Consider the following 19,679-nt stretch of genomic DNA (forward strand, 5'->3'; position numbering starts at 1 on the left):
CTAAACGCTCACCGCTCACTCGCGGGAGGCGTCAGTCATTTGCTGCCGTGTGTTGGATCTTGCACGTTCAGCCGGGCGTTTATCAAGACGCAATCGTTCCCAGCCAGCGCCAGACGCGCAGGGTTTCCGTGACGCCCCAGGCTTGGGCGTCGCAACCGCGGGCTTGATGCGGCGCGTCGCCGTCCAGAATTTCCGGGATTTGGCCGAGGCAGTTGCGCGACATGGATTGCGCCATGCCGCCCAGGTAGGCGCGCGCGGCGGCGATGGCTTCCGGCTGGCGCTCGTACGCGCGCACCAGCGCCTCGCAGAACACCGGCAAGGTCCACGTCCAGGCCGTGCCGTTATGATAAGCCGGTTTGCGGCGCGTGTCTTCGTCGCCCTCGTAGCGTCCCCAGTACGGTTCGGCCGGGTTGTTCAGCAGGCGGCCATCGGCGGCGTGAATCGGATACGGCGGTTGGGCGGGCAACGGCGCGAGGGAGCGCACCGCGCCGGGCACCAGCAGGTATTGGCGCGCGGCTTCCACGCAGCGGCGGGCCGGTTCCCCCTTGAGCAGGCCCAGGCTGACGGCCAGCAGCGCGTTGCTGCGCAGCGCGTGATCCACCACGGCGTTCGCGGCGGACACGCCGGGTTTGGCCAGCAGGACATCGGCGAGCCAGCCCGGTTGCTCCAGCCAGAAGCGGGTGGTAAAGGAATGTTCCGCGCGCGCGGCCAATTCGGCGTAGGTGAGGCCGTCGCGGGTCTCGCCCAGTCGGTGGAGCTGGCGCAGGAGGCGAATCCACAGCGCCTGAATTTCCACCGGGTAACCTTCGCGCGGTGTGCCGGCGGGGAAGTTGGTGTCCATCCACGTGAAGTGCGAGGGGCTCCAGACGAGGCCGGACTCAAGGTCCACGCGGATGCCGTTGGGGGTGCCCGCGAGGTAATGCTCCGCAATGGATTTCAGGACCTGCCGCACAGTGCGCCCTTGATCATCCACCGGGAGCGCATAGAACGCCTTGGGATTGAACTTGGGATCGGTCTCGGCGAAGTCTTCGCACAGGACGCCGAACCACAGCGGCGCGTCGGTGGTGTCGCGGTTCGTGGCGTTGTCGCCATGGATGGAGTTGGGCAGCGTGCCGTTTTGCTCGAAGCGGGCAAAGGTGCGCAGAATTTCCAGCACTTCGGTGCGCCACTCGGCCGCGAGCAGCCCGCGCGCGCAAATCAGCGTGTCGCGGCCCCAATCAAGGAACCAGGGGTAACCGGCGATGACGGTCTTGCCCTGGCCGCGCCGGACCAGGAAAGCGCGGGCGGCGACGAGCAGACGGTCGTCGAGCGGATCCGTCCCCGCCGGTTTGCGGGGCGCGACGGCGCTCTGAACCTCCGGCGCGGGCAGCGCGTGGGGTTCGGCGGAAAGAATCAGGGTCGTGGCGTCGCCTTTGCGCAGCGGGAGATCAAACCAGCCCGGGCTGTAGCCATCGCCGCTGCCCGGCATGCCGCGGCTCTGTTCGACGGGATGCGGCAGGTTGTCCGACCATTCCGATTGATGATGATAGAAGCCGTGATCGGCCGAGACCGTCAGTTGCCGGTCTGCCGCCGGGCGAAACGCGAACCCGGCGCATTCCTGCAAGAGGTGGGTGTGGGATTGAAAGTGATATTCCGCGCCGCCGTTGTGATGCGTTTCCCAATGGAAGTTGCGGTCTTCGATATCCACCCGCACGGTCAGGCGCACGTTACACGCGGCAGGCAAATCCCTGCCGAGCGGCGGCGGCGTCGGGGGCCGCAGGATTTTCAGGACGGTGGCGTTGCGCCCTTCCACCATGCCGGCGTGCATCTGGATTTCCACGCTGCGGCCATCCCCGGCGTTGGCGACAAAGCGCCAGACCGCCGGCGGGCCGGGCTCGAACGCGACCAGATTGTCGGCGTTGAGCGGCGTGATGAAACCATCGGCATTCACCCAGATGCGGATACGCTTGGCGAAGACGTGGCGATCCACGGGGAACTCCGGATTCAGATTGGCTCCCAGCACGCAATCGTACTTGGAGGTGGTGCGGCCCAGGTCCACGCAGAGCCGGGCCATGCCGCCCAGGCCGTTGGTGAGCAAAACCAGCGGCAGATTCAGCGGCGAATCGGGCGTGCGCACCGCGGCCATCTCCAGAACGCGCAGATCGGGTGTCGCCGGGAGAAATTCCAGTCGCGCCTGCCAGCCGGGCTCGGTGGCGTGGTTGCGATCCAGTTGCAGTTCTGCCATCCCGAGCGGCTGCCCCGGCGGGATCGCGACGAAATGCCCATCCTGCGCGGGGAACGATTGCAGGTTCAAGGCGCGGCTGCCAGCGCCGGACTTCAGTGTGGCGCGGAACGAAACCGTGTCCCGCACCAGCAGCCAGTGCGCGGGCGGTACCGGCGTGATGCGGAGGACATCGAGTTGAGTGATCAGCAGGACGCTGCCATAGCGCGGCGCGCGCGCGGACTCCGCCAACGCGCCGAGCACGTCCGGCAGGCGTTGGGTGGCATCCAGGCCGGTGAGCGCTTCAAGAAACGCCTTGGGCGAGGTTTCAACGAGGGCAGCTAGCTTCCGCCAGTCAATCGCGCCGATATACTCAAGCGGCAACGCGCACCCCAGCGCGGCGACGGCCCAGGCGGCTTGCGCGCGCGCGCGGCGATACGCCTCGCCCGCCAAACCGTGCGGCTTTTCCGTGGCGGCGAGGCAATACGCGGCGCCGGGTTCCAGTTGAAACTGAATTTTATGGTCCGCATGCCCCCGGTGGGGCATGTGTTGATGCAGCAGGTCCACCTTCAGTTTTTCAAACGGCAGCGCCGTGGGCGCGAACTCCACCGTGTGCGCGTGCTCAACATCGGTGTTGACGAGGATCAGGACCTGGTCCGCGCCTTCCTCGGAGACGCGGCTCAGCGCGAGTACCGGCGACTCCGGCGCGCTGAGGCGGGTGATGGCGGCGCCATCAAAGAAACAGGGATGTTCCGCCAGCAGCAGATTCAGGCGGCTGAGCTGCGGCACCAGGTTCTCCGCCGCTTCCCACGCGAGCCCGGTGCAGCCGTGCACATTGATCTTCTCGGCGGCCAGCCATTCCACCCCGCATGTAAAACCATACCCGCCGGAAACGCTGGCCAGCGCGCAAAGCCGGTTGCGCAGCAGCGACCAGGCTTGACCCTTCGCCGCTAGGCGCGCGTTGTCGTGCGTCTCGCTGTAATGCACATAGAGTCCGGTGCGCCGGCATTGGCCCAAGGCGTAGTCCAGGTACTTTGAAACCTCCGCGCCCGAGTAGTTTTGAAATAATTCGGAGTACGCCCACTGCATGCCGCCCTCGTGTAGCAATGTGTCCGTCGCTTCCCACGCTCCGCCGAGGCCTTCGAGTAAAAAGATCGTCTCCGGATATTCCTGTCGCACTCGGGCAATGATATGCTGCCAGACGACCACGGGAATTTTGTAGCCGGCATCGCAACGGAAGCCATCCACCCCCCGTCGGCACCAGGTGAGGAAAACCTCGGCCAGCTCGGCCCACAACGCCGGGAACCGCTGGTCCAGTTCCACCAGGTCCCGCCAGATGTTCCCCCACGCGCCGGGGCTTTCAAATTCGCCGTTCGGCAGGCGCCGGTACCATTCCGGATGATTCTCCCACAGCGGTGCCCCCCAGCCGGTATGATTGATCACCAGGTCCAGAAACAATTTCCCCTCGTGCCGGTGTACGCCGCGCACTAATTCCTGGAATTGATCAAGCCCGGTGGTTCGGCAGTCAAATTCCACGAGCGCGGGATCAATGGCCGTCAAGTCCTGCACCGCGTACGGGCTGCCATAACGCCCGAAGCGCGCAAAGACCGTGGGTGTGGGATTCACGGGCAACAGATGCAGAATGCGGCAGCCCAGCTTCCCGAAGATGTGGGGCAACTGCCGCGTCAGATCGCGCAGTTTGCCCGACGGCGGGATGACCGTGAAATCCTGTTCGTCCAATTGCTGCATGGCAGGCTCCAAAGCCTTGTCATTGGCGGTTTGCCGCTCGCGGGTATCGCCAAACAAACGGGGAAACGCGCAGTAAATCAAATTCGCGGTGCGCGTGTCATTCGGGTTCACGGATACACCGAAGTCCGGTCCCCACGGCCAGTGCTGAAAACCATCGGGATCGAGCAAATACGCTTTGGCGCTGAAAAAGCCGACTTCGGAAAGCGGCAGCACCAGTTCCCAGCCGGATGCTCCGGCGACCATCGGGACATCGCGCCAGGAAGCGCCGGCCAGCGGAGCCTTTTGGAAATGGGCTTGCACGACTTCATTGCGCAACAGCTCCGCGCGCCCCAGATTGGTGCGCAAAAACGCGCGCCAGCCTGGCGCGCCTGCCCCGCCAGTGCGGTCTTGCAGGGTGAAACGCAGTTGATCCCCGACGAACTTCGCCAAGCGTTCGCCGCAGCCGGGCGTCATGTGCAAGTCTGGCATATTATATTAGTGTGCGCTCAAATCATCGCGCTCGTGAGCGCGTCAGATTCAGTACCAAAACCCCCGGTCAAACGCCATCATGAATTTCGCAAACTAACCGGCGCTTCTTTCCAGTTGGCGAAACTGGCTTTAAAGGATTAGTATTCTCCCAGCATGATTGTGCCGCATCACCATCAGAGTTCAGGTGTCGCCGGCGAGACGCCGACCGTCTCGCGGGAATGTCTTGGCATAATGGTGCGGCATTTGTCTTATTCATTCGACGGGTCAACCCTCAGCCTTGTTTCCCATGTCGCTGCCTGAATTGATCGAAATCGTTCCGCTGACCCATCCGGTCCAGGCGAACCTCACCGTCCCGGGATCGAAGAGCATTACGAACCGCGCGCTGGTGCTCGCGGCGTTGGGCGAGGGTCCCTACCAGCTCAATGGGGCCTTGTGGAGTGAGGATACGCAAGTGATGGTGGATTGCCTTCGCAAACTCGGGTTTGCCGTTCACGTTCACCCTGATGCTGCGGAATTCGCCAACCGCCAACTGGTGATCCAGGGTTTGGGCGGAAAGATACCGCTGGGCGGGACGGAAGAAAAGCCGTTGGAATTATTTGTCGGGAACGCGGGCACGGCGGCGCGTTTTCTTGCGGCCATGGTCTGTCTGGGCCACGGTGTCTATCGGTTGCACGGAGTGCCGCGGATGCACGAGCGCCCGCAGGCCGCGCTCTTTGACGCCCTGCGCGCGTTGGGTTATCGCGTGGATGCGCCCGGCGGCAAGGTGCCTGCCGTCATCCACGGCTCCGGCCCGCGCCGGGGCTCGTGTCAGGTGAGCCTTGCGGAGAGTTCGCAGTTCGCCTCCGCGCTGCTCCTGGGTGCCGGTGTCGGCGGTTGGCACGTCACGATCGCCGGCGATAACGAAGAGGAATCACCCTACGTGGAAATGACGCGCCAGTTATGCGACGTATTCCCGCCCACCGGCGGCGCGTTCACGGTTGAACCGGATGCCTCTGGCGGCAGTTATTTCTGGGGCGTCAACGCCCTGCCGTCCCCGGCGGGGGGCGGAAAGCATCGTGTCAGCGTGGCGCGCTGGCCGGATTCCGGCTGGCAGATTGACGCGGCGTTTCCGCAATATCTGCCCTTGCCCAACACGCTTTCCCGGAGTCGTCACCTGGGTGATAGCATCATGACGGCCATTGTGCTTGCCCCATTCGCTGCTGCGCCCACCCGCTTCACGGATCTGGGCCGCCTGCGCGTGCAGGAATGCGAGCGCGTCAAGGCGCTGCAAACCGAATTAACCAAGTGTGGCGCGAACGTTGTGGAAGCGGGCGATACCCTGGAAATCACTCCCTCCCTGTTGCACGGCGCGGAAATTGAGACGTATCATGATCATCGCATGGCGATGTGTTTTGCAATTCTGGGATTGCATGTTCCCGGTATTAAAATCAAGAATCCCGCCTGCGTGAACAAAACGTTTCCGAACTTTTTTGCGAAATTGGCCGCGCCAACCCCTGCCGGGTTGGGTGCGACCATCCGGGACGCAGCCACCGGACGCGTATTGAGCGGTGGCGATTTGACGACCATTTAAATTGACTGAAACAGATTATTTGAAGCATGAGCGGCACCAAACAAAACATCGTTGTGGCGATTGATGGCACCAGCGCCAGTGGCAAAAGCACCAATGCCCGACTGATCACCCGCAAACTCGGCTACGTGTATGTGGATACCGGCGCCATGTACCGGACCCTCGCCTGGTACTGCCTGCGCAAGGGGCTCGATATCCATGACGCCAAGGCTGTGGGCAACGCCTGCCGCCGTTGGAAAACCGAGCTGAAATGCGAGCTCACCGGGGATATTCGATCTGTGCGCCTCTACGTGGAGGGGTACTACCCGGAAAAAGAAATCCGCACCGCCGAAACCAGCGCCGCCGTGCCGCACGTTGCCGCCGTGCCCAAGGTGCGTGATTGGATGAAAAACGCCCAGCGCAGTTGCATCCAGTTCGGCGACCTAGTGATGGAGGGACGCGATATTGGCACTAATGTGTTCCCCGAGACGGATTATAAATTTTACCTGGATGCCAGCCTGGCAGAGCGTACCCGCCGACGGGAAGCCGACGGGGTCAACGAGAATCTCGCCGCCCGCGACCAGCGGGACAGCCAGCGCGCCGCTGCGCCGTTGATGATTCCCCTCGGCGCCGTGGTGATTAATAATTCCGGCGATACGCCGGAGCAAACCTCCAACCGCATCATTGCCGAAGTGCAAAAACGACTTGAAAGCCACCTATAAATTTGCCCAGTTGTTGTTCGGGGCGATCAGCCGTTACTATTTCGGCCAGGATATTTATCACGCCGAGCGGGTACCGTCGGAAGGACCAGTCATTCTCGCTAGCAATCACGCCAGCTTTTATGACCCGTTCCTGGTCGGGTCCTCACTGGATCGGGAAGTGTACTACCTTGCCCGACAAAGCGCCTTTTTCTTCCCGTTGGGACCGGTGATACGGGCCTGGAACGCGGTCCCTGTTGACCGCGAAGGAGGCGGCCCGAAAGGAATGATAGCCATCATCGAACGCTTGAAGAAAGGAAATGCCATCGTGCTTTTTCCCGAGGGCACGCGCACGTTTGATGGCCAGTTGCAAAAGGTAAAGTCCGGCCTGGGTTTGATCGTCGTCAAATCCCGCGCTCCAGTGGTGCCGGTGCGCGTCTTCGGCACGTATGAGGCGTGGAATCGCAAAATGATTTTCCCGCGTCCGCGCCATCGCATGGCAACCACCTTTGGGCAGCCCATGTATTTTAAAGAATTGCGGGCCGAAGCGGACCATTGCACCAAGGAACGTCTGCGCGAGATTTACCAGATAATTTCGGATGATATCATATCAGGAATTGCCGCCTTAAAACCAAGCCAAGAGTCTTGAGTCATGAAACACCAGCTTGCCGCCCGTTTCACCGTATCCCTGCCGCCTCAGTTATTGAAGGGGCTGGATATTATGGTGAAAGCCAAGGGTTTTGCCAATCGTTCCCAAGCGGTGGCGGAGATGATCCGGGATCGCCTGGTGGATCAATTTCAAGACACGGACGACAAGGAAATCGCCGGTACCGTGACGCTGGTTTATGATCATCATAAACCGAATTTGCAAGCGGAGTTGACCGACGCGCAACATGATCATCATGCTGCCATTATCTCCACGCTGCATGTCCACCTGGACCACCATAACTGTCTTGAAGTCTTGGTGCTGCGCGGACGCACCGCTGCGGTAAAACATCTGGCTGAACGCCTGCTTTCCGTAAAAGGCATCAAGCACGGCAAGTTGACCATTACCTCCACCGGCAAGGATTTACCGGGTTGAATTAGTTTAAGTTCAAGCCGTGGGAACGTCCGCTGCCAATGGGCGGACCAATTCAAAATTGCACAAGCGCAGCTCTGGTTTTCCAAACGTATCGAGTACCAACTGTTTTTTTGCATCGAAGGCGATTAGCAAATGCTCGGGCTCCAGGTTGAGATCTTCAAAACCGAATCGGGCTAAACGAAGGCGGGCGTGCTCCAATAGTCCCACCACCTCGGTTGCCGAGAGCAACTTCATTTCCTGGGCTTGGTGCAGGTTTAAACTGCGGTAATGCCCTGTATCATGGTCGGCGAGCTGTTGGTCGGGGCCATTCCACCAACCCCAGATAGTGATGTAATCATGATCCTGACGCAGCACCGGATGGCCATCGGGCGTCCGTAGATCCGCCAGCGGCGTGTAGTGCCGCAGATCTACCAGTTGGGTCTCCGTTTTGTGCCCCGTCATGTAAATGGCTCGCGGATAGGTAGTGCGCCCGCCGCGTCGGGCAATTTCCATGGCATACGAAAACGCCTCGAACGGGTTGTTGAAGCCATGCTCAAGGATGGCACGGGAATTCGAGCTATCATCGGGTACTTCGGGACGCAACCCCAAACGGGAGATTTTCCACACCAAGTTGACATTGTCCTTGGTGCGTGTGTGCGCCGCCTGAGAATGGTCTGCCAGCGGGTTTTTGGGCGTGCGCCGCCAGCGTTCCGGCAGGAAGAAATTAAACAGCTCAGGATCTTTGCCCACCACCCACATCAGCCCCCCAGTGCTTTCGGCATGGCCGTAAATATAATCCACGCCGAGAATATTGACTGCTTTGAGATGTGATGGCAGTGGATTACTGGCGTTATCCTCAAAACGGCGCGCCATGTGGCTGAGGTAATACTGGCGGTTGGCGCTGCGAACCGCCTGCTCGTGTTCTTCCGTTCGTAACATCAGTTCATAATCAATCAACGCATAGACGATCTGGCGATGACGATCTCGCATCAGGGAAAAATCCGGCTGGGGACGCACGATCACATGGGCGGGCTTCATATCCACCACCCGGTAGCCTTTTTGTTCCAATTCGTGGATGACCAGACTGGTCATGCCAGCTAGCATTTGATTTCGCGCCGTCCCTTCGAGTTGGAATAAATCCGCAGTTTCCACCAAGTCCAGCCCCTTGACCCAGCCATAAATTACCACGTATTGCCGTAGGATATCCAATTCCACCCCCGGACTACGCGCCAGCTTCGCAGCCATTTTGTCTTCCGAGCGTCCGGTTTGCCAGAATTGCAGGCGCTCAGAGGGCACATAGATGGCGAGCGGTTTTTGAGTGCGGATACGAATATCAGGCGGACCATACTCTCCTTTGCGTAATTCCATGAGCAAGGAGAACTCCTCGAACGGACTGTTGAATTCGGCATGAATAAATTTATTCATGGTCAGGGTATCCACGGGAATCACCTCGCCGACGCGGGACCATTTGACTACCAGGTGGAGACTGACGCCGCCCACCTCCTTCGTGGGTAAACGATACACAGTGCTGGTGCCCAAGAGCCGTTCCCGCTTGGTTTCAAACCAATCCCGGGCGTACCAATTATGCGGCTGCAGATGTTCCCAGAACGGGCAGCCGTACTGGGTTAGGAATAGATCGCCACCATCCTCCGTTTTCAGGTGGAAATACTCCACCCCCAACAGATTCATGCGCACTGCTGTCGTGGGCAGAGACGCGCGCACAGGCAGTGCCGGCTTACGGCCGTCAGTCTTCGTTTTGACCGTGTGCGCCATGGCGTTCCCGCACAGTTCCGATTATTTGCCGCCGAAAATCAGGCTCAACCGCTGGCTATTCTCTTCCAGTGTGCATTGCCCGCCTTCGATGGTCAGGAAACCAGTATAACCAACTTTCTCCAGCGCTTGCCGCACCAGCGGCCAATTGACGTCGCCCTCGCGAATATTTACAAACTTGCCACCACTCTTGGCGGCACGATCCACTTTGAAATCCTTCGCGTGTAACTTCACAATCAGTCCGCCGAGCGTGGTGATCCATTCCTCGGATGGCGCATACTTCACGTGATTGCCGATGTCGAAATAAGCACGAATCCACGGGCTCCCGAACGATTCCACAAACTGTTTGAAGACCGCCGGTTTCACCCACAGGTTGTTCCACACGTTTTCCAGCGCGACCTTCACGTTGGTTTTCTCGGCGATTGGGATTAACTTGCTGACCCATTCGCGCGATGTGTCCACCGCGTGATCGTGTGCCTTGATATACTCGGCATAAGGTGCGTTATCCCCTTTGACCACACGTTTCAAATGTCCCGTTTGCGCGTCAAATTCAATGTCGAAGTCCCACGGATCCGGCGTCTTCACGCCACCGATGCGGCACGGCACCAGCAATACGGCATCCGCGCCAAACGCCTGGGCGGTTTCCAGCGCCAGCACGGTTTTATCGAATGTGGCCTGCGCCTTGGCCTTATCCGGGCTGTTAAATTCCGCCCACCCACGGATGACCGAATGAATCCGCAGGCCAACCTTATCGGCCAGCACCCGGCACTTGGCCGCCTCTTCCGGGCCAATGACCCCTCCTTCCACCCCATCGTAACCGGCAGCCTTTAGTTTCTCCAGTGCTGCCTCTGTGTTTTTTTCAGCGATGACCGCCTTAAATAGTTTGGTCTTGAAGGTGGTTTCTTGTGCCTGGCTGGTCAATACTTGGGAACCAATCGCCACACCCGCTGCCATGGTGGTGGCTGAGGCCAGGAACTCCCGTCGGTGATGCAAGTGCTTCATGGCCGTAACTATGATCGGATCCAACCAAAATACAAGTTCAGGTTATCGGATTGAATAAGGCACGCCAAGTATTCCTGCCCTCTCGACAAGCCCATGTATTCCTGGTTAGGCTTGGCGCATGAACCAAGCGCCACAGGTGAAGGCGGAAATACAGAGTGCGCTGGCAGCGGTGGCCAGTCGCATGTTGCCGCGCATTCTCACGGCGATCTGCCGCGATCCCAACAGCCCGTGCTACGGCGCGGCCGACCGCGACTGGTGGCATTACAAGATCCGGGATTTCCCTTCGTTGATTCTCCAGCAGGGCGGCTACGCGCTTTGGCAGGCGGCTGCGCTGGAGGCGTGGCGCGAGGACGCTCCGGCGTTGCGCGCTTTGGCAGCCGCTTCGTGCCGCTTTTGGAATCAGCGGGCCATCAAGTTCCGCGCCTTCGAAGAGTATTATCCCTGGGAGGAAGGCTATCCTCCCCTGGCATTCTCCACGCTGGCGGTGGCCAAACTGGTGGCGGAACAGGCGCTACCGGTGGGGGACGTGCTGCCCGGCTTGCGGGTGGCCGCCCGGCAATTGCAGATTCGCTTTGAATCCGAAGCCGCCAATCAGCAGGTTGCCGGGCTGGCCGCGCTAGCCTGGGTTCGCAAGGTGGCGCCCGAACTGGTCGCGGCGGCGCGCTTTGAGGAATGGATCACCCGCAGTTTGGCGTTACAACACGACGAGGGTTGGTTTCGTGAATATGGCGGGCCGGATTTGGGCTATCTCGCGGTCACGCTGGATTGCCTGTTTGATTTGCTGGACGCCACCGGGGATGCCCGGTTCGCCAGGGCGATTCAGCGTGCGCTTGCGTTCATTGTCACGGTGACCGATTCGGGGCGCGTGGCCGTGGGCCTGCATAACGCCCGTAACACCGATTACCTGGTGCCGTACGGGTTGGTGCGCGCCTCGCTAGATGCCAGTTTCGCCAATCCCGGTTTGACCGCCACTGTCGAACGCCTTTTCGGCAACGCCGCTGATCCCAGCCATTTCTTTGCTGCCGTGGATGACCGGTATTGCTGCCATTACATCGGGCAATCCGTCGTGCGCGTCCTAGCCTGGATTTCACGTCAGACGGGTGATGCGCCTGCGAAAGATCAAACGCCGACTATCAGTCCAGTGGCAGCAACGTTTCCGTCCAACCAAATGCTGCCCGGTGCGGGATATTGGCTCGTTCGCGAGAACGTTCAGGCGGGTGGTTGGCATGGTCTGGTGGCTCTGCGTAAAGGCGGTATCATCACCGCGGCTCGTGGCGCATCCGTGCTGGCGGATTTTGGTTGGATTTATTTCGCCTCGGATGGCCAGCATATCTCGCATTGGTGGAGCGATGATTGGAAATTTTCCTGCCAGAATCAAACCGCTGCCGTGGAAGGCTCCCTGTATGTGCATCGCGAGACCGCCAGCAGTCCATTTTCCCATATCGCGCTGCGCGGACTCAGTCTGGTATTCGGACGTCAGATCATCCAGATGCTGAAACGCCTGCTGATTTTCAAAAAACCGCAGTCGCCCGTCCGTTTCTGCCGCCAGATTGAGTTCAGCAAGGATGAGGTGCGGGTGACGGACCGATTCACGGGACTACCCGCCAACCCGGATTTGCGGCGCGCCCCGCGCACATCCAAACGGCATGTGGCCAGCGCGGATTCTTTCCACGCAGAGGATTTGCGCCTTCTACGCGGTGTTCAGTACACCGAGGAGCGGCGTGAGGCGGCGGGGGTGCTAACGGTGGTGACAATTTACCGGCTAGGATAATATGAAAATACTGCTGGCTGTCATTTTTGGGGTCTGCTTGATATCTTGTTCGCCCAAGCCGCAGGCAACCATCGTCGGCAAGTGGCAACAGGCGTCCGGGCCATCGAGTGCCTTTGGCCTGACGCAAGCGCAAAAGTCTGGACCGGGCGTGATGACTTTCGATTTCCGTCCGGACGGGACGCTGATCACCCAAGGGGGCGTCGAGGTGAGCGCCAAAACGGTTGGCGGTAAAGAGCTGAGTCAGGGTGGTAGCCAGCCCGTGACCAATCGCTATTCCCTCGTGAATGAGCATTCGCTCAAAATTACCTTTGCTGAAGGATTGCGCTTCCAAGGGCGCGTGGTGACGCTCAGAGTTTCCATCGCGGGAGACAGGCTCGTGCTGACTGAAATCACACCGTCCGGACTGGACTTGGCGGATGCACGAGGAAATTGGATATTGCAACGGGTGCCATGACGTGAACAAAATCCATTTATGCAACTATTCCGCATCCTGATCGTTCTGGTGTTGGCGGCCAATGTGCTGCTGGGAATCCAGCCCAAGGCGGACCGCCTCACTTGGGCGCTGGAGAATGCGCCGGTCTGGCTGGGAGTGGGGCTGCTGCTTTTTACGCACCGGCGTTTCCCGCTCACGCCGCTGGTGTATTATCTGCTGGCCGCGCACGCCTTGATCCTGATGGTGGGCGGGCATTACACGTATGCCAAGGTTCCGCTGGGGGATTGGGTCAAGGACCTGTTCGGTTTGGCGCGCAACCATTACGACCGGCTCGGGCATCTCGCGCAAGGATTCGTTCCGGCCCTGGTCATGCGCGAGATTCTGATCCGCGTGGTGCGCGTGCCGCGCGGTGGCTGGCTGTTTTTCCTGTGCGTTTGCGTATGCCTGGCTGGCAGTGCCTTTTATGAGCTGATCGAATGGTGGGTGGCCGTGGCCACCGGGGATGCCGCCAACGACTTTCTCGGCACGCAGGGCGATCCCTGGGACACCCAGTGGGACATGTTCATGTGCCTGATCGGGTCCGTTCTTTCACTGGCGACGCTGGGCAACTTTCAAGACCGGCAAATGGAAAAGCTCGGAACTGCTGGCGCAGCGCAGCGGTGAATGACGCTTTTCCGGTGGCCGCCCGGCCTATTTGGTTTTGGTCTTATCCACGCGCCCCTCAAAGAATAGCGCGTTCTTGCCGGTCCAAATCCCCTCCGCGTCGTGGAAAGCTGCCGAATCCCCGATCAGCGGGGTATTAATGCGTCCGCCGAAAACCAACTCCACGACGGCTTGGGTGGCGGGCGACCAATCCTGCGGCCGATCATAGGAAGCGCCGCTGAGAAAGGTGTTCCACTCGTAGCTGGTTTGCTCGACGGGAAAGACCGTCTGGTCGGCGGGACATTGAAAGACGCTTTTGGAATTCAGGTTTGGGTTGAGCAGGGTGACCAGCGACGGCAGGTTGGTGTTCAGGCTCGGCATCTGGGCGCAGACGGGCAGGTGGCTGTCGTTGTCCTGCACGTAGAGGTCCAGCGCCAGGCCAATCTGGTGCAGATTGCTCAGGCAGGCGACGCTGCGCGCGCTGCGCTTGGCTTTCCCCAGGGACGGCAGCAGCAGCCCCGCCAGAATGGCGATGATGGCGATGACTACCAGCAATTCAATCAGGGTGAAACCCCGCGCGCCCCAGCTCCGGTATATGTGGGCCGGGCGGCTGGGAATTGCGGTTGGGGCAGGGGGCGGTTGCATGGGGTTGGCTCAGGGTTGCTGGATGGCGGTGAGAGTGGTCATGAGTTCCCGCACCACGACTGCGCTGTCCGAGCGGTAGCGCACATCCTGCGAAAGGTATTGGGCGGTGGCCTGTTTGATTTTTACGCGCCCGGCCTCGGAATTCAGCTTGTTCCGGAGCGCCTCTTTCTCGTCGGGCGAAAGCGTCCGCCGGTATTCGGCGATCCACCGGGCCATGGCGGCGATGCTCTTTTCCTTTGCCGCCGGTTTCAGATGGCTGACGACGATGCGCAGCCCCTCGACGTGCCCCACCTCGAAGAAGTCCAGGAAAGCCTCCTCGCGGTTGGCAGCCTCCGTCATCGCCCCGTAACGTTTCTGCATGAATTGCTCCACGCTTTTCGAGCCGGTGGCCGCGCGGATGTCTTTCATGGCGACCGCCGGCGTGTAATCGTGAAAGCGATGCACCCAGAAGCCGATGCCGAGCCCAATGAGGAGAAGCACCACGACGCCCGCCCAAGCGAGCTTTCGGCCGCGGCTTATTGGCTGGCGGCGTGGCGCGGTTGGCTGCGGTGTGCTTTTCATGCCGCCACTCTACCGCTGCTTGCCTGCAAAGTCATGCGCAACTTTCGGGGAATTCAGAGGGCCTTACGGCGCGCCCGCCGCAGCCGCGCGCTGGTGCCCGGCCCAATACAGGAGCACGCCCAAGAGTGCAAAGGGCAGCAGGGAAAGTGCGTCGGAATACGCGCCATTGTAGAACGGGTTGCCCATCGCCCAATGCTCCATCGTGGTATTAAATCCGCTCAGTGCCACGGCGCAGAACGCGATGACGATGCCCGCAATGGCGCCGCCGGCAATGTACCCTGAGGCCATTAGCACGCCCGGGCTTTTGTCGCCTTCCGCCACCAGTTGCTCCTCGGTGAGGTCGTGATCCTTGAGTCTCCGGCGCAGATGCCGATCCACCAGCCAGCGGATCAGCCCGCCAACAAAGATCGGCGTGGAGGAGGACAGCGGCAGGTACACGCCCACCGCGAACGCAAGCGAGGAAATCCCGCACAGCTCCAGCGTCACCGCGATCATCACGCCAAGAATCACCAGCGCCCAGGGAAGCCGGCGGTCCAGAATGCCTTTGATGATGTACGACATCAGCGTCGCCTTGGGCGCGACGAACTTCTGCACCTCGCTGCCATCCGGGCGGAACTTATGCGTGCCGTTGATGCCGGGGTCCGAAAGGCAGACGGGCGCACCCTGGGCATTGATCAGGTAACAACCGGCGGGGCCGCCGGTGTCGTCGGTTTTGTACCAGACGTCATACGTCCCGGCGGGCACTCCGGCGGTGGCCGCGATGGTTTTCTGCCTGGTGATCTGCGCCGGGTTGGCTTGCAGCGTGGCCGGGTAATTTTCCACGCGGCGGTAAATGGCTTTGCCCGCCGCCTCCACGGCGTAGCAGCCGGGCGTCAGGTTGGTGAACACGGCGGCGTTTTCGCCGGTCACGAGCAGTTCGCGGTAATCGCCGGGTTGTGGCGGCGCGGGCTGGGCGGTCCAGGGTTTCAAGGACGCGAGCTGCCGGGCGTCGAGCCGCAGCGCGGATTCCGGCTCCAGCGTGACGCGCGGTACATAGACAGTGGCGGCGTCATTCAGCCGCAGCAGAATCGGGCCCAGCACCAGGGCCGAGGCCAGCGCGCCAAGCAGGATCGCGATCTGTTGCAGACGCGGCGTGGCGCCCACAAGGAAGCCGGTCTTCAAATCCTGGGACGTCGTGCCGCCGTTGGAAGCCGCAATGCACACGATACCGCCCACCGAGAGCGCGGTGACAAAGTAGCCCGGCCCCGTCCAGCCGAGCACGAGGAAGATCAGGCAGGTCAGCAGCAGCGTGGCGACCGTCATGCCGGAGATGGGGTTCGAGCTGGAGCCGATCTCGCCCGTCAGCCGCGAGGAAACTGTCACAAAGAGGAACCCGAACACCACAATGAGCACCGCACCGAGCAGGTTCATGTGCAGGGTGGAGGCCGCGAGGATGGCCGCGAGCAGCACGACGATCCCGCCGATCACAAACTTCATGGAAAGATCCGTCTCCGTGCGCGTGCCGCTAGTCTGGCCCGCCCGCGCCGCCTGGAAATCCGCCAGGCCGGCCTTCAGCCCGTGCAGCAGGGTCGGCAGGGAGCGGAACAGGCTGATGATGCCCCCCGCCGCCACCGCCCCCGCGCCGATATATAATATATAGGCGCCGCGAATTTCATCCGGCCCCATGTTCTTGATCAAGTCGCGCCCCGGCGGCAACGCCTCGGTCAGGTTATCGCCGAAGAACTTGATCATGGGAATCAGCACCAGGTACGACAGCACGCCCCCGGCGCACATAATGGACGCAATGCGCGGGCCAATGATGTACCCCACGCCCAGCAGCTCCGGGGAAATCTCCGCCGAAACCGAGCCCGACTTAAAGACCCCGCCAAAAATCTTCTCAGGCACTTCCTTCCAGCCCTTAAAGACCAGCATCACCGTCTTATAAGCCAGTCCGATGCCGAACCCGGCGAAAATGGTCCGCGCGCTGATTTCCCCGGCCTGGATGGATTTCTTTGCGGAGGCAGAAGCGTTGGCCTTGGACTCGGCGGAAGCCCCCGCCTTCAGCACCTCGGCGCAAGCGGTGCCCTCGGGATATTTCAACTGCCCATGCTGCTGCACAATGAGCGCCCGCCGCAGCGGGATCATCATCAGAATGCCCAGCAGCCCGCCCAACACCGCCACCAGCATCACCCGCGAAATCTCCAGGTCAAACCCCAGGATCATAATGGCCGGCATGGTGACGCCAATGCCGAACGCAATGGACTCGCCCGCCGACCCGGCGGTCTGCACGATGTTGTTTTCCAGGATTGTGGCGTCCTTGACGCCCAGTTTGGACGCCAGCCGGAACAGCGCCACCGAGATCACCGCCACCGGGATGGACGCACTGACCGTCAGGCCCACCTTAAGGACCAGATACAGCGAACTCGCACCGAACACGATCCCCAGAATCGTCCCCAGGATCAGCGCGCGGACGGTAAACTCCGGCAGGCGGACCGACGCGGGGATGTACGGCTCAAACGCCGGGGGCGGGGCCGGGCGGCTGGCCGGTGGTTCTGGGTTTTGCATGGCGTCAGGGCGGGGCGTGTTTTACGGCTTTTTGCCGAGCAGCTCCGCAGCCAGCGGCGCGGCATCATAAACCTTCGTCAGCGCCTCGATAATCGCGCTTGAATGCACCGAGACGGCGCGGCCCTGCTCATCGGTGTACTGGATATCCGCGATCAACGATTGCAGGTTGCCATCAAAAATGATCCCCACGAATTCGCCTTGGCGGTTGACCACCGGGCTGCCCGAATTGCCGCCCACAATGTCCGCCGTGCACACGAAATTATACGGCGTGTCCAGGTTCAACTTCGCGCGGCGCGCGGCCCACTTGGGCGGCAGGTCAAAGGGCGGCTCGTTATGATGCTCGGCGGCGCGCGCGTACAGCCCGGCGAGGGTTGTCTGGTGCGGAATCTTCCGCCCATCCTCCTCATAGCCCTTCACCAGGCCAAAGGCCAGGCGCAGCGTGAACGTGGCGTCCGGGTACGCGCTGTCGCCCTCGACCGCGTACCGCGCCTTGGCGATTTGCGCGTGCGCCTGCTGCTGGATCTCCCGCTGCACATCCACGACCTTGCGCGCCGCCCGCGCCTCGGCGTCCACCAGGCGTGCCAGCTCGATCATGGAATCCTTCGCCGCATTCAGGGCAGGCAGCCCGCCCTCGTAAATTTTCTTGCGGACCGCCGCATCGCCCAGCTTCGTCCCGCGGATCAGCTCGCTGGCCCGCTCGCGCGGCGATTTGCCCGCCAAAACCTTTTGCACCAGCGGATGCCCGTAGCCCAGCTCGACGGCGAGCTGCGCAAACCCGTCCGCCAGCTTCAGCGTCTCCACATCGGCGTAAATCGGCTGCTCGGCAAACAAGTCATACTCGAACGATTCCCGGCTGGAATCGCTGTACTCCTCCAACCGCTCGCCGTTGGGCTTCTGCCGCTCCTCGGCGGCGCGCAATAACTGCCGGCCGTAACTGAACAACTCGCTGTGGAACCCGTGCGCGTGCTCCAGCAAATTATACTTCAGCGCGTTCGTGCCGATCACCTGCTGCGCCTGCGCGATGCGGTCCCACGCCCCGGCGCACGGCGCCAGCGCGGGGTTCGCCGCCACGGCGGCGCGGAGCTTCTGCTCGGCGGCACGTTTGCGCTCCAGCACCGTGGGATCCTGCAACCCTTCCAGCACCCCGTCATCCGCCTTGCGCACATTCTTCAGGCCGAACAACTCCGGCTTGGCGCGGCGCGCATTCTCGGCGCTGCGCTCGCTGAAGACCCCCAGCAACACCTCCAGCCGCTTCACCCGCAGCAACTCGCGCGGCAACCGCACATCCCGCTGATACTCCAGCTCCACGACCGTCCGCGAGCGGTCCGTATGCCCCGGATGCCCGCTGACGAACACCAGCTCACCCTCCGCCGCGCCCGCCGCGCTCCACTTCAAATAATGCTTCAGCCGTACCGGCTTGCCGCCCTCATACACGCGGAACAGGCAGATATCCAAATCAAAGCGCGGATACTCGAAATTATCCGGGTCCCCGCCAAAGAACGCCGCCTGCTCCTCCGGCGCGAACACCAGCCGCACATCCGTGTATTTTTTGAAGCGATACAAATGATACTGCCCGCCCTGATACAGCGTCACCACATCGCTGCGCAGCCCCGTCTTCTCCAGCGACTCCTTCTCAATCGCCGCAATCACGCCCCGCCGCGCCGCGAACGCCGCCTCATCCGCCATGCCGGGCGGAATCGCCGCGTTCACCCGCGCCGTGACATCCTCAATGCTCTCCAGCACATTCAACTCCAAGCCGGGGCACGGCTTCTCCTCCGCGCGCGTCCGCGCATAAAAGCCGTCGTGCAGATAATCATGCTCCTTGGAACTGAGCCGCTGCAGCGAATCCGAGCCCACGTGGTGATTGGACAGCACCAGGCCATCCGGCGAGACGAACTCCCCCGATCCGCCGCTGCTGAACCGCACCGACGCCCGCTGCAAATTCTCCAGCCACGCCTCCGACGGCTCAAAGCCATGGCGCTCGCGCAACAACTGGCGCGGCGGATGATTATACAGCCACATACCCTCATCGGCGCCGGTCGGCTGGCCGGCCAAAACAATTCCCATGCTTAACATAACCGTGTACGGCTTCACATGATCGCTCAATTTCATAAATGCACGGCAGGGGAATTCCCCCGGCCACGCCTGCGCAAGATAAATCCCCCGCCGCCAACCTGCAATCGGTAATTCCAACTCTGCGTTGCTGTAGAGGCAAGGCGATGGACCCCGTGCCGCAACCGTTTTCAGGATTGCCGATCCAAAGTGCGCTGGTTGCAAACGCTCAATGCGAACCACCCCCTCACCCCGCCTGCGGCCACAGTAGGAGCTGACGTAAGGAAGCTCTAACTTCTTCCGCGCAACGCGGTGGTTACGCGGCAAGTTTGAGTCTCGTTACCTCGCCTGCTACTTGTTAATTGCCATCCGGGTTGCGGTGCGCGATGACACGCGGTTTCATCCCGTGAGGGATGACATATAGTAGCCGGTCGGTCGCGAGGGGCACGGGGCGCGACCACCGGTGCGCACCAGAAAACCGACGCATCCTGAAGGGATGAATGTATTAACTGCATTTTACCGCATTTTTTTAGGTTTA

The 19,679-nt window shown here is 61.2% G+C and carries 14 protein-coding genes; 7 read left to right on the top strand and 7 right to left on the bottom strand.

Annotated elements, in window-relative coordinates; genetic code table 11:
* Window positions 1–82: 82 nt before the first annotated feature.
* Complete coding sequence (locus tag WCO56_07565; GenBank protein MEI7729414.1) at window positions 83–4,417, bottom strand: amylo-alpha-1,6-glucosidase; 4,335 nt, start codon at window positions 4,415–4,417, stop codon at window positions 83–85.
* A 286-nt stretch (window positions 4,418–4,703) separates the two neighbouring features.
* Between WCO56_07565 and WCO56_07570 the strand changes: the two genes are divergently transcribed.
* From WCO56_07570 to nikR, 4 genes are read left to right on the top strand one after another with little or no spacing between them, the layout of a single operon-like run.
* Window positions 4,704–5,987: a 3-phosphoshikimate 1-carboxyvinyltransferase gene (locus tag WCO56_07570; protein ID MEI7729415.1), complete on the top strand. Its 1,284-nt coding sequence runs from the start codon at window positions 4,704–4,706 to the stop codon at window positions 5,985–5,987.
* Between the two features lie 26 nt (window positions 5,988–6,013).
* A complete protein-coding gene (gene cmk, locus WCO56_07575; GenBank protein MEI7729416.1) occupies window positions 6,014–6,685 on the top strand; it encodes a (d)CMP kinase in 672 nt (223 codons plus the stop codon).
* Window positions 6,669–7,310: a lysophospholipid acyltransferase family protein gene (locus WCO56_07580; GenBank protein ID MEI7729417.1), complete on the top strand. Its 642-nt coding sequence runs from the start codon at window positions 6,669–6,671 to the stop codon at window positions 7,308–7,310. Before cmk ends, WCO56_07580 begins: the two co-directional genes overlap by 17 nt.
* 3 nt (window positions 7,311–7,313) lie before the next feature.
* The gene (gene nikR / locus WCO56_07585) at window positions 7,314–7,742 is read left to right on the top strand and encodes a nickel-responsive transcriptional regulator NikR (GenBank protein MEI7729418.1); all 429 of its coding nucleotides are present in this window, start codon (window positions 7,314–7,316) and stop codon (window positions 7,740–7,742) included.
* Window positions 7,743–7,754: 12 nt separating this feature from the next.
* On the opposite strand, the gene WCO56_07590 is transcribed toward nikR, so the two are convergent.
* Both WCO56_07590 and WCO56_07595 read right to left on the bottom strand, forming a co-directional pair.
* Window positions 7,755–9,494, bottom strand: coding sequence for a hypothetical protein (locus tag WCO56_07590; GenBank protein ID MEI7729419.1), 1,740 nt, complete (start codon window positions 9,492–9,494; stop codon window positions 7,755–7,757).
* Window positions 9,495–9,515: 21 nt separating this feature from the next.
* Complete coding sequence (locus WCO56_07595) at window positions 9,516–10,493, bottom strand: sugar phosphate isomerase/epimerase family protein (GenBank protein MEI7729420.1); 978 nt, start codon at window positions 10,491–10,493, stop codon at window positions 9,516–9,518.
* Between the two features lie 118 nt (window positions 10,494–10,611).
* Here WCO56_07595 and WCO56_07600 point away from each other — a divergent pair, with 118 nt between their 5' ends.
* Genes WCO56_07600 through WCO56_07610 form a run of 3 tightly spaced genes read left to right on the top strand, consistent with a single transcriptional unit; the run spans window position 10,612 to window position 13,360 of the window.
* Window positions 10,612–12,264, top strand: coding sequence for a hypothetical protein (locus WCO56_07600; GenBank protein ID MEI7729421.1), 1,653 nt, complete (start codon window positions 10,612–10,614; stop codon window positions 12,262–12,264).
* Window position 12,265: 1 nt separating this feature from the next.
* Entirely contained in the window at window positions 12,266–12,718 is a 453-nt protein-coding gene (locus WCO56_07605) for a hypothetical protein (GenBank protein MEI7729422.1), read from the top strand.
* An 18-nt stretch (window positions 12,719–12,736) separates the two neighbouring features.
* A complete protein-coding gene (locus WCO56_07610) occupies window positions 12,737–13,360 on the top strand; it encodes a DUF2238 domain-containing protein (GenBank protein MEI7729423.1) in 624 nt (207 codons plus the stop codon).
* A gap of 27 nt (window positions 13,361–13,387) precedes the next feature.
* Here the strand turns inward: WCO56_07610 and WCO56_07615 are convergent, their stop codons facing one another.
* The 4 genes from WCO56_07615 to WCO56_07630 all read right to left on the bottom strand — a co-directional run bounded on the left by WCO56_07615 (window position 13,388) and on the right by WCO56_07630 (window position 19,201).
* On the bottom strand, window positions 13,388–13,984 hold the full coding sequence (locus WCO56_07615) for a type II secretion system protein (protein MEI7729424.1): 597 nt from the start codon (window positions 13,982–13,984) through the stop codon (window positions 13,388–13,390).
* 9 nt (window positions 13,985–13,993) lie between these two features.
* Window positions 13,994–14,545 carry a hypothetical protein gene (locus WCO56_07620; protein MEI7729425.1) on the bottom strand — a complete coding sequence of 184 codons (552 nt, stop codon included), beginning with the start codon at window positions 14,543–14,545 and terminating at the stop codon, window positions 13,994–13,996.
* A gap of 63 nt (window positions 14,546–14,608) precedes the next feature.
* Window positions 14,609–17,089 carry an oligopeptide transporter, OPT family gene (locus WCO56_07625; GenBank protein ID MEI7729426.1) on the bottom strand — a complete coding sequence of 827 codons (2,481 nt, stop codon included), beginning with the start codon at window positions 17,087–17,089 and terminating at the stop codon, window positions 14,609–14,611.
* 21 nt (window positions 17,090–17,110) lie between these two features.
* On the bottom strand, window positions 17,111–19,201 hold the full coding sequence (locus WCO56_07630; protein ID MEI7729427.1) for a S46 family peptidase: 2,091 nt from the start codon (window positions 19,199–19,201) through the stop codon (window positions 17,111–17,113).
* Between the last annotated feature and the right edge of the window lie 478 nt (window positions 19,202–19,679).

Source organism: Verrucomicrobiota bacterium (assembly GCA_037139415.1).
In the GTDB taxonomy this organism is placed as follows: Bacteria; Verrucomicrobiota; Verrucomicrobiia; order Limisphaerales; family Fontisphaeraceae; genus JBAXGN01.

Bases quoted from the DNA above. Each gene is read 5' to 3' on its own strand.
- WCO56_07565 (MEI7729414.1), bottom strand. From the start codon at position 4,417: ATGCCAGACTTGCACATGACGCCCGGCTGCGGCGAACGCTTGGCGAAG.
- WCO56_07570 (MEI7729415.1), top strand. From the start codon at position 4,704: ATGTCGCTGCCTGAATTGATCGAAATCGTTCCGCTGACCCATCCGGTC.
- cmk (MEI7729416.1), top strand. From the start codon at position 6,014: ATGAGCGGCACCAAACAAAACATCGTTGTGGCGATTGATGGCACCAGC.
- nikR (MEI7729418.1), top strand. From the start codon at position 7,314: ATGAAACACCAGCTTGCCGCCCGTTTCACCGTATCCCTGCCGCCTCAG.
- WCO56_07590 (MEI7729419.1), bottom strand. From the start codon at position 9,494: ATGGCGCACACGGTCAAAACGAAGACTGACGGCCGTAAGCCGGCACTG.
- WCO56_07595 (MEI7729420.1), bottom strand. From the start codon at position 10,493: ATGAAGCACTTGCATCACCGACGGGAGTTCCTGGCCTCAGCCACCACC.
- WCO56_07600 (MEI7729421.1), top strand. From the start codon at position 10,612: ATGAACCAAGCGCCACAGGTGAAGGCGGAAATACAGAGTGCGCTGGCA.
- WCO56_07605 (MEI7729422.1), top strand. From the start codon at position 12,266: ATGAAAATACTGCTGGCTGTCATTTTTGGGGTCTGCTTGATATCTTGT.
- WCO56_07610 (MEI7729423.1), top strand. From the start codon at position 12,737: ATGCAACTATTCCGCATCCTGATCGTTCTGGTGTTGGCGGCCAATGTG.
- WCO56_07615 (MEI7729424.1), bottom strand. From the start codon at position 13,984: ATGCAACCGCCCCCTGCCCCAACCGCAATTCCCAGCCGCCCGGCCCAC.
- WCO56_07620 (MEI7729425.1), bottom strand. From the start codon at position 14,545: ATGAAAAGCACACCGCAGCCAACCGCGCCACGCCGCCAGCCAATAAGC.
- WCO56_07625 (MEI7729426.1), bottom strand. From the start codon at position 17,089: ATGCAAAACCCAGAACCACCGGCCAGCCGCCCGGCCCCGCCCCCGGCG.
- WCO56_07630 (MEI7729427.1), bottom strand. From the start codon at position 19,201: ATGAAATTGAGCGATCATGTGAAGCCGTACACGGTTATGTTAAGCATG.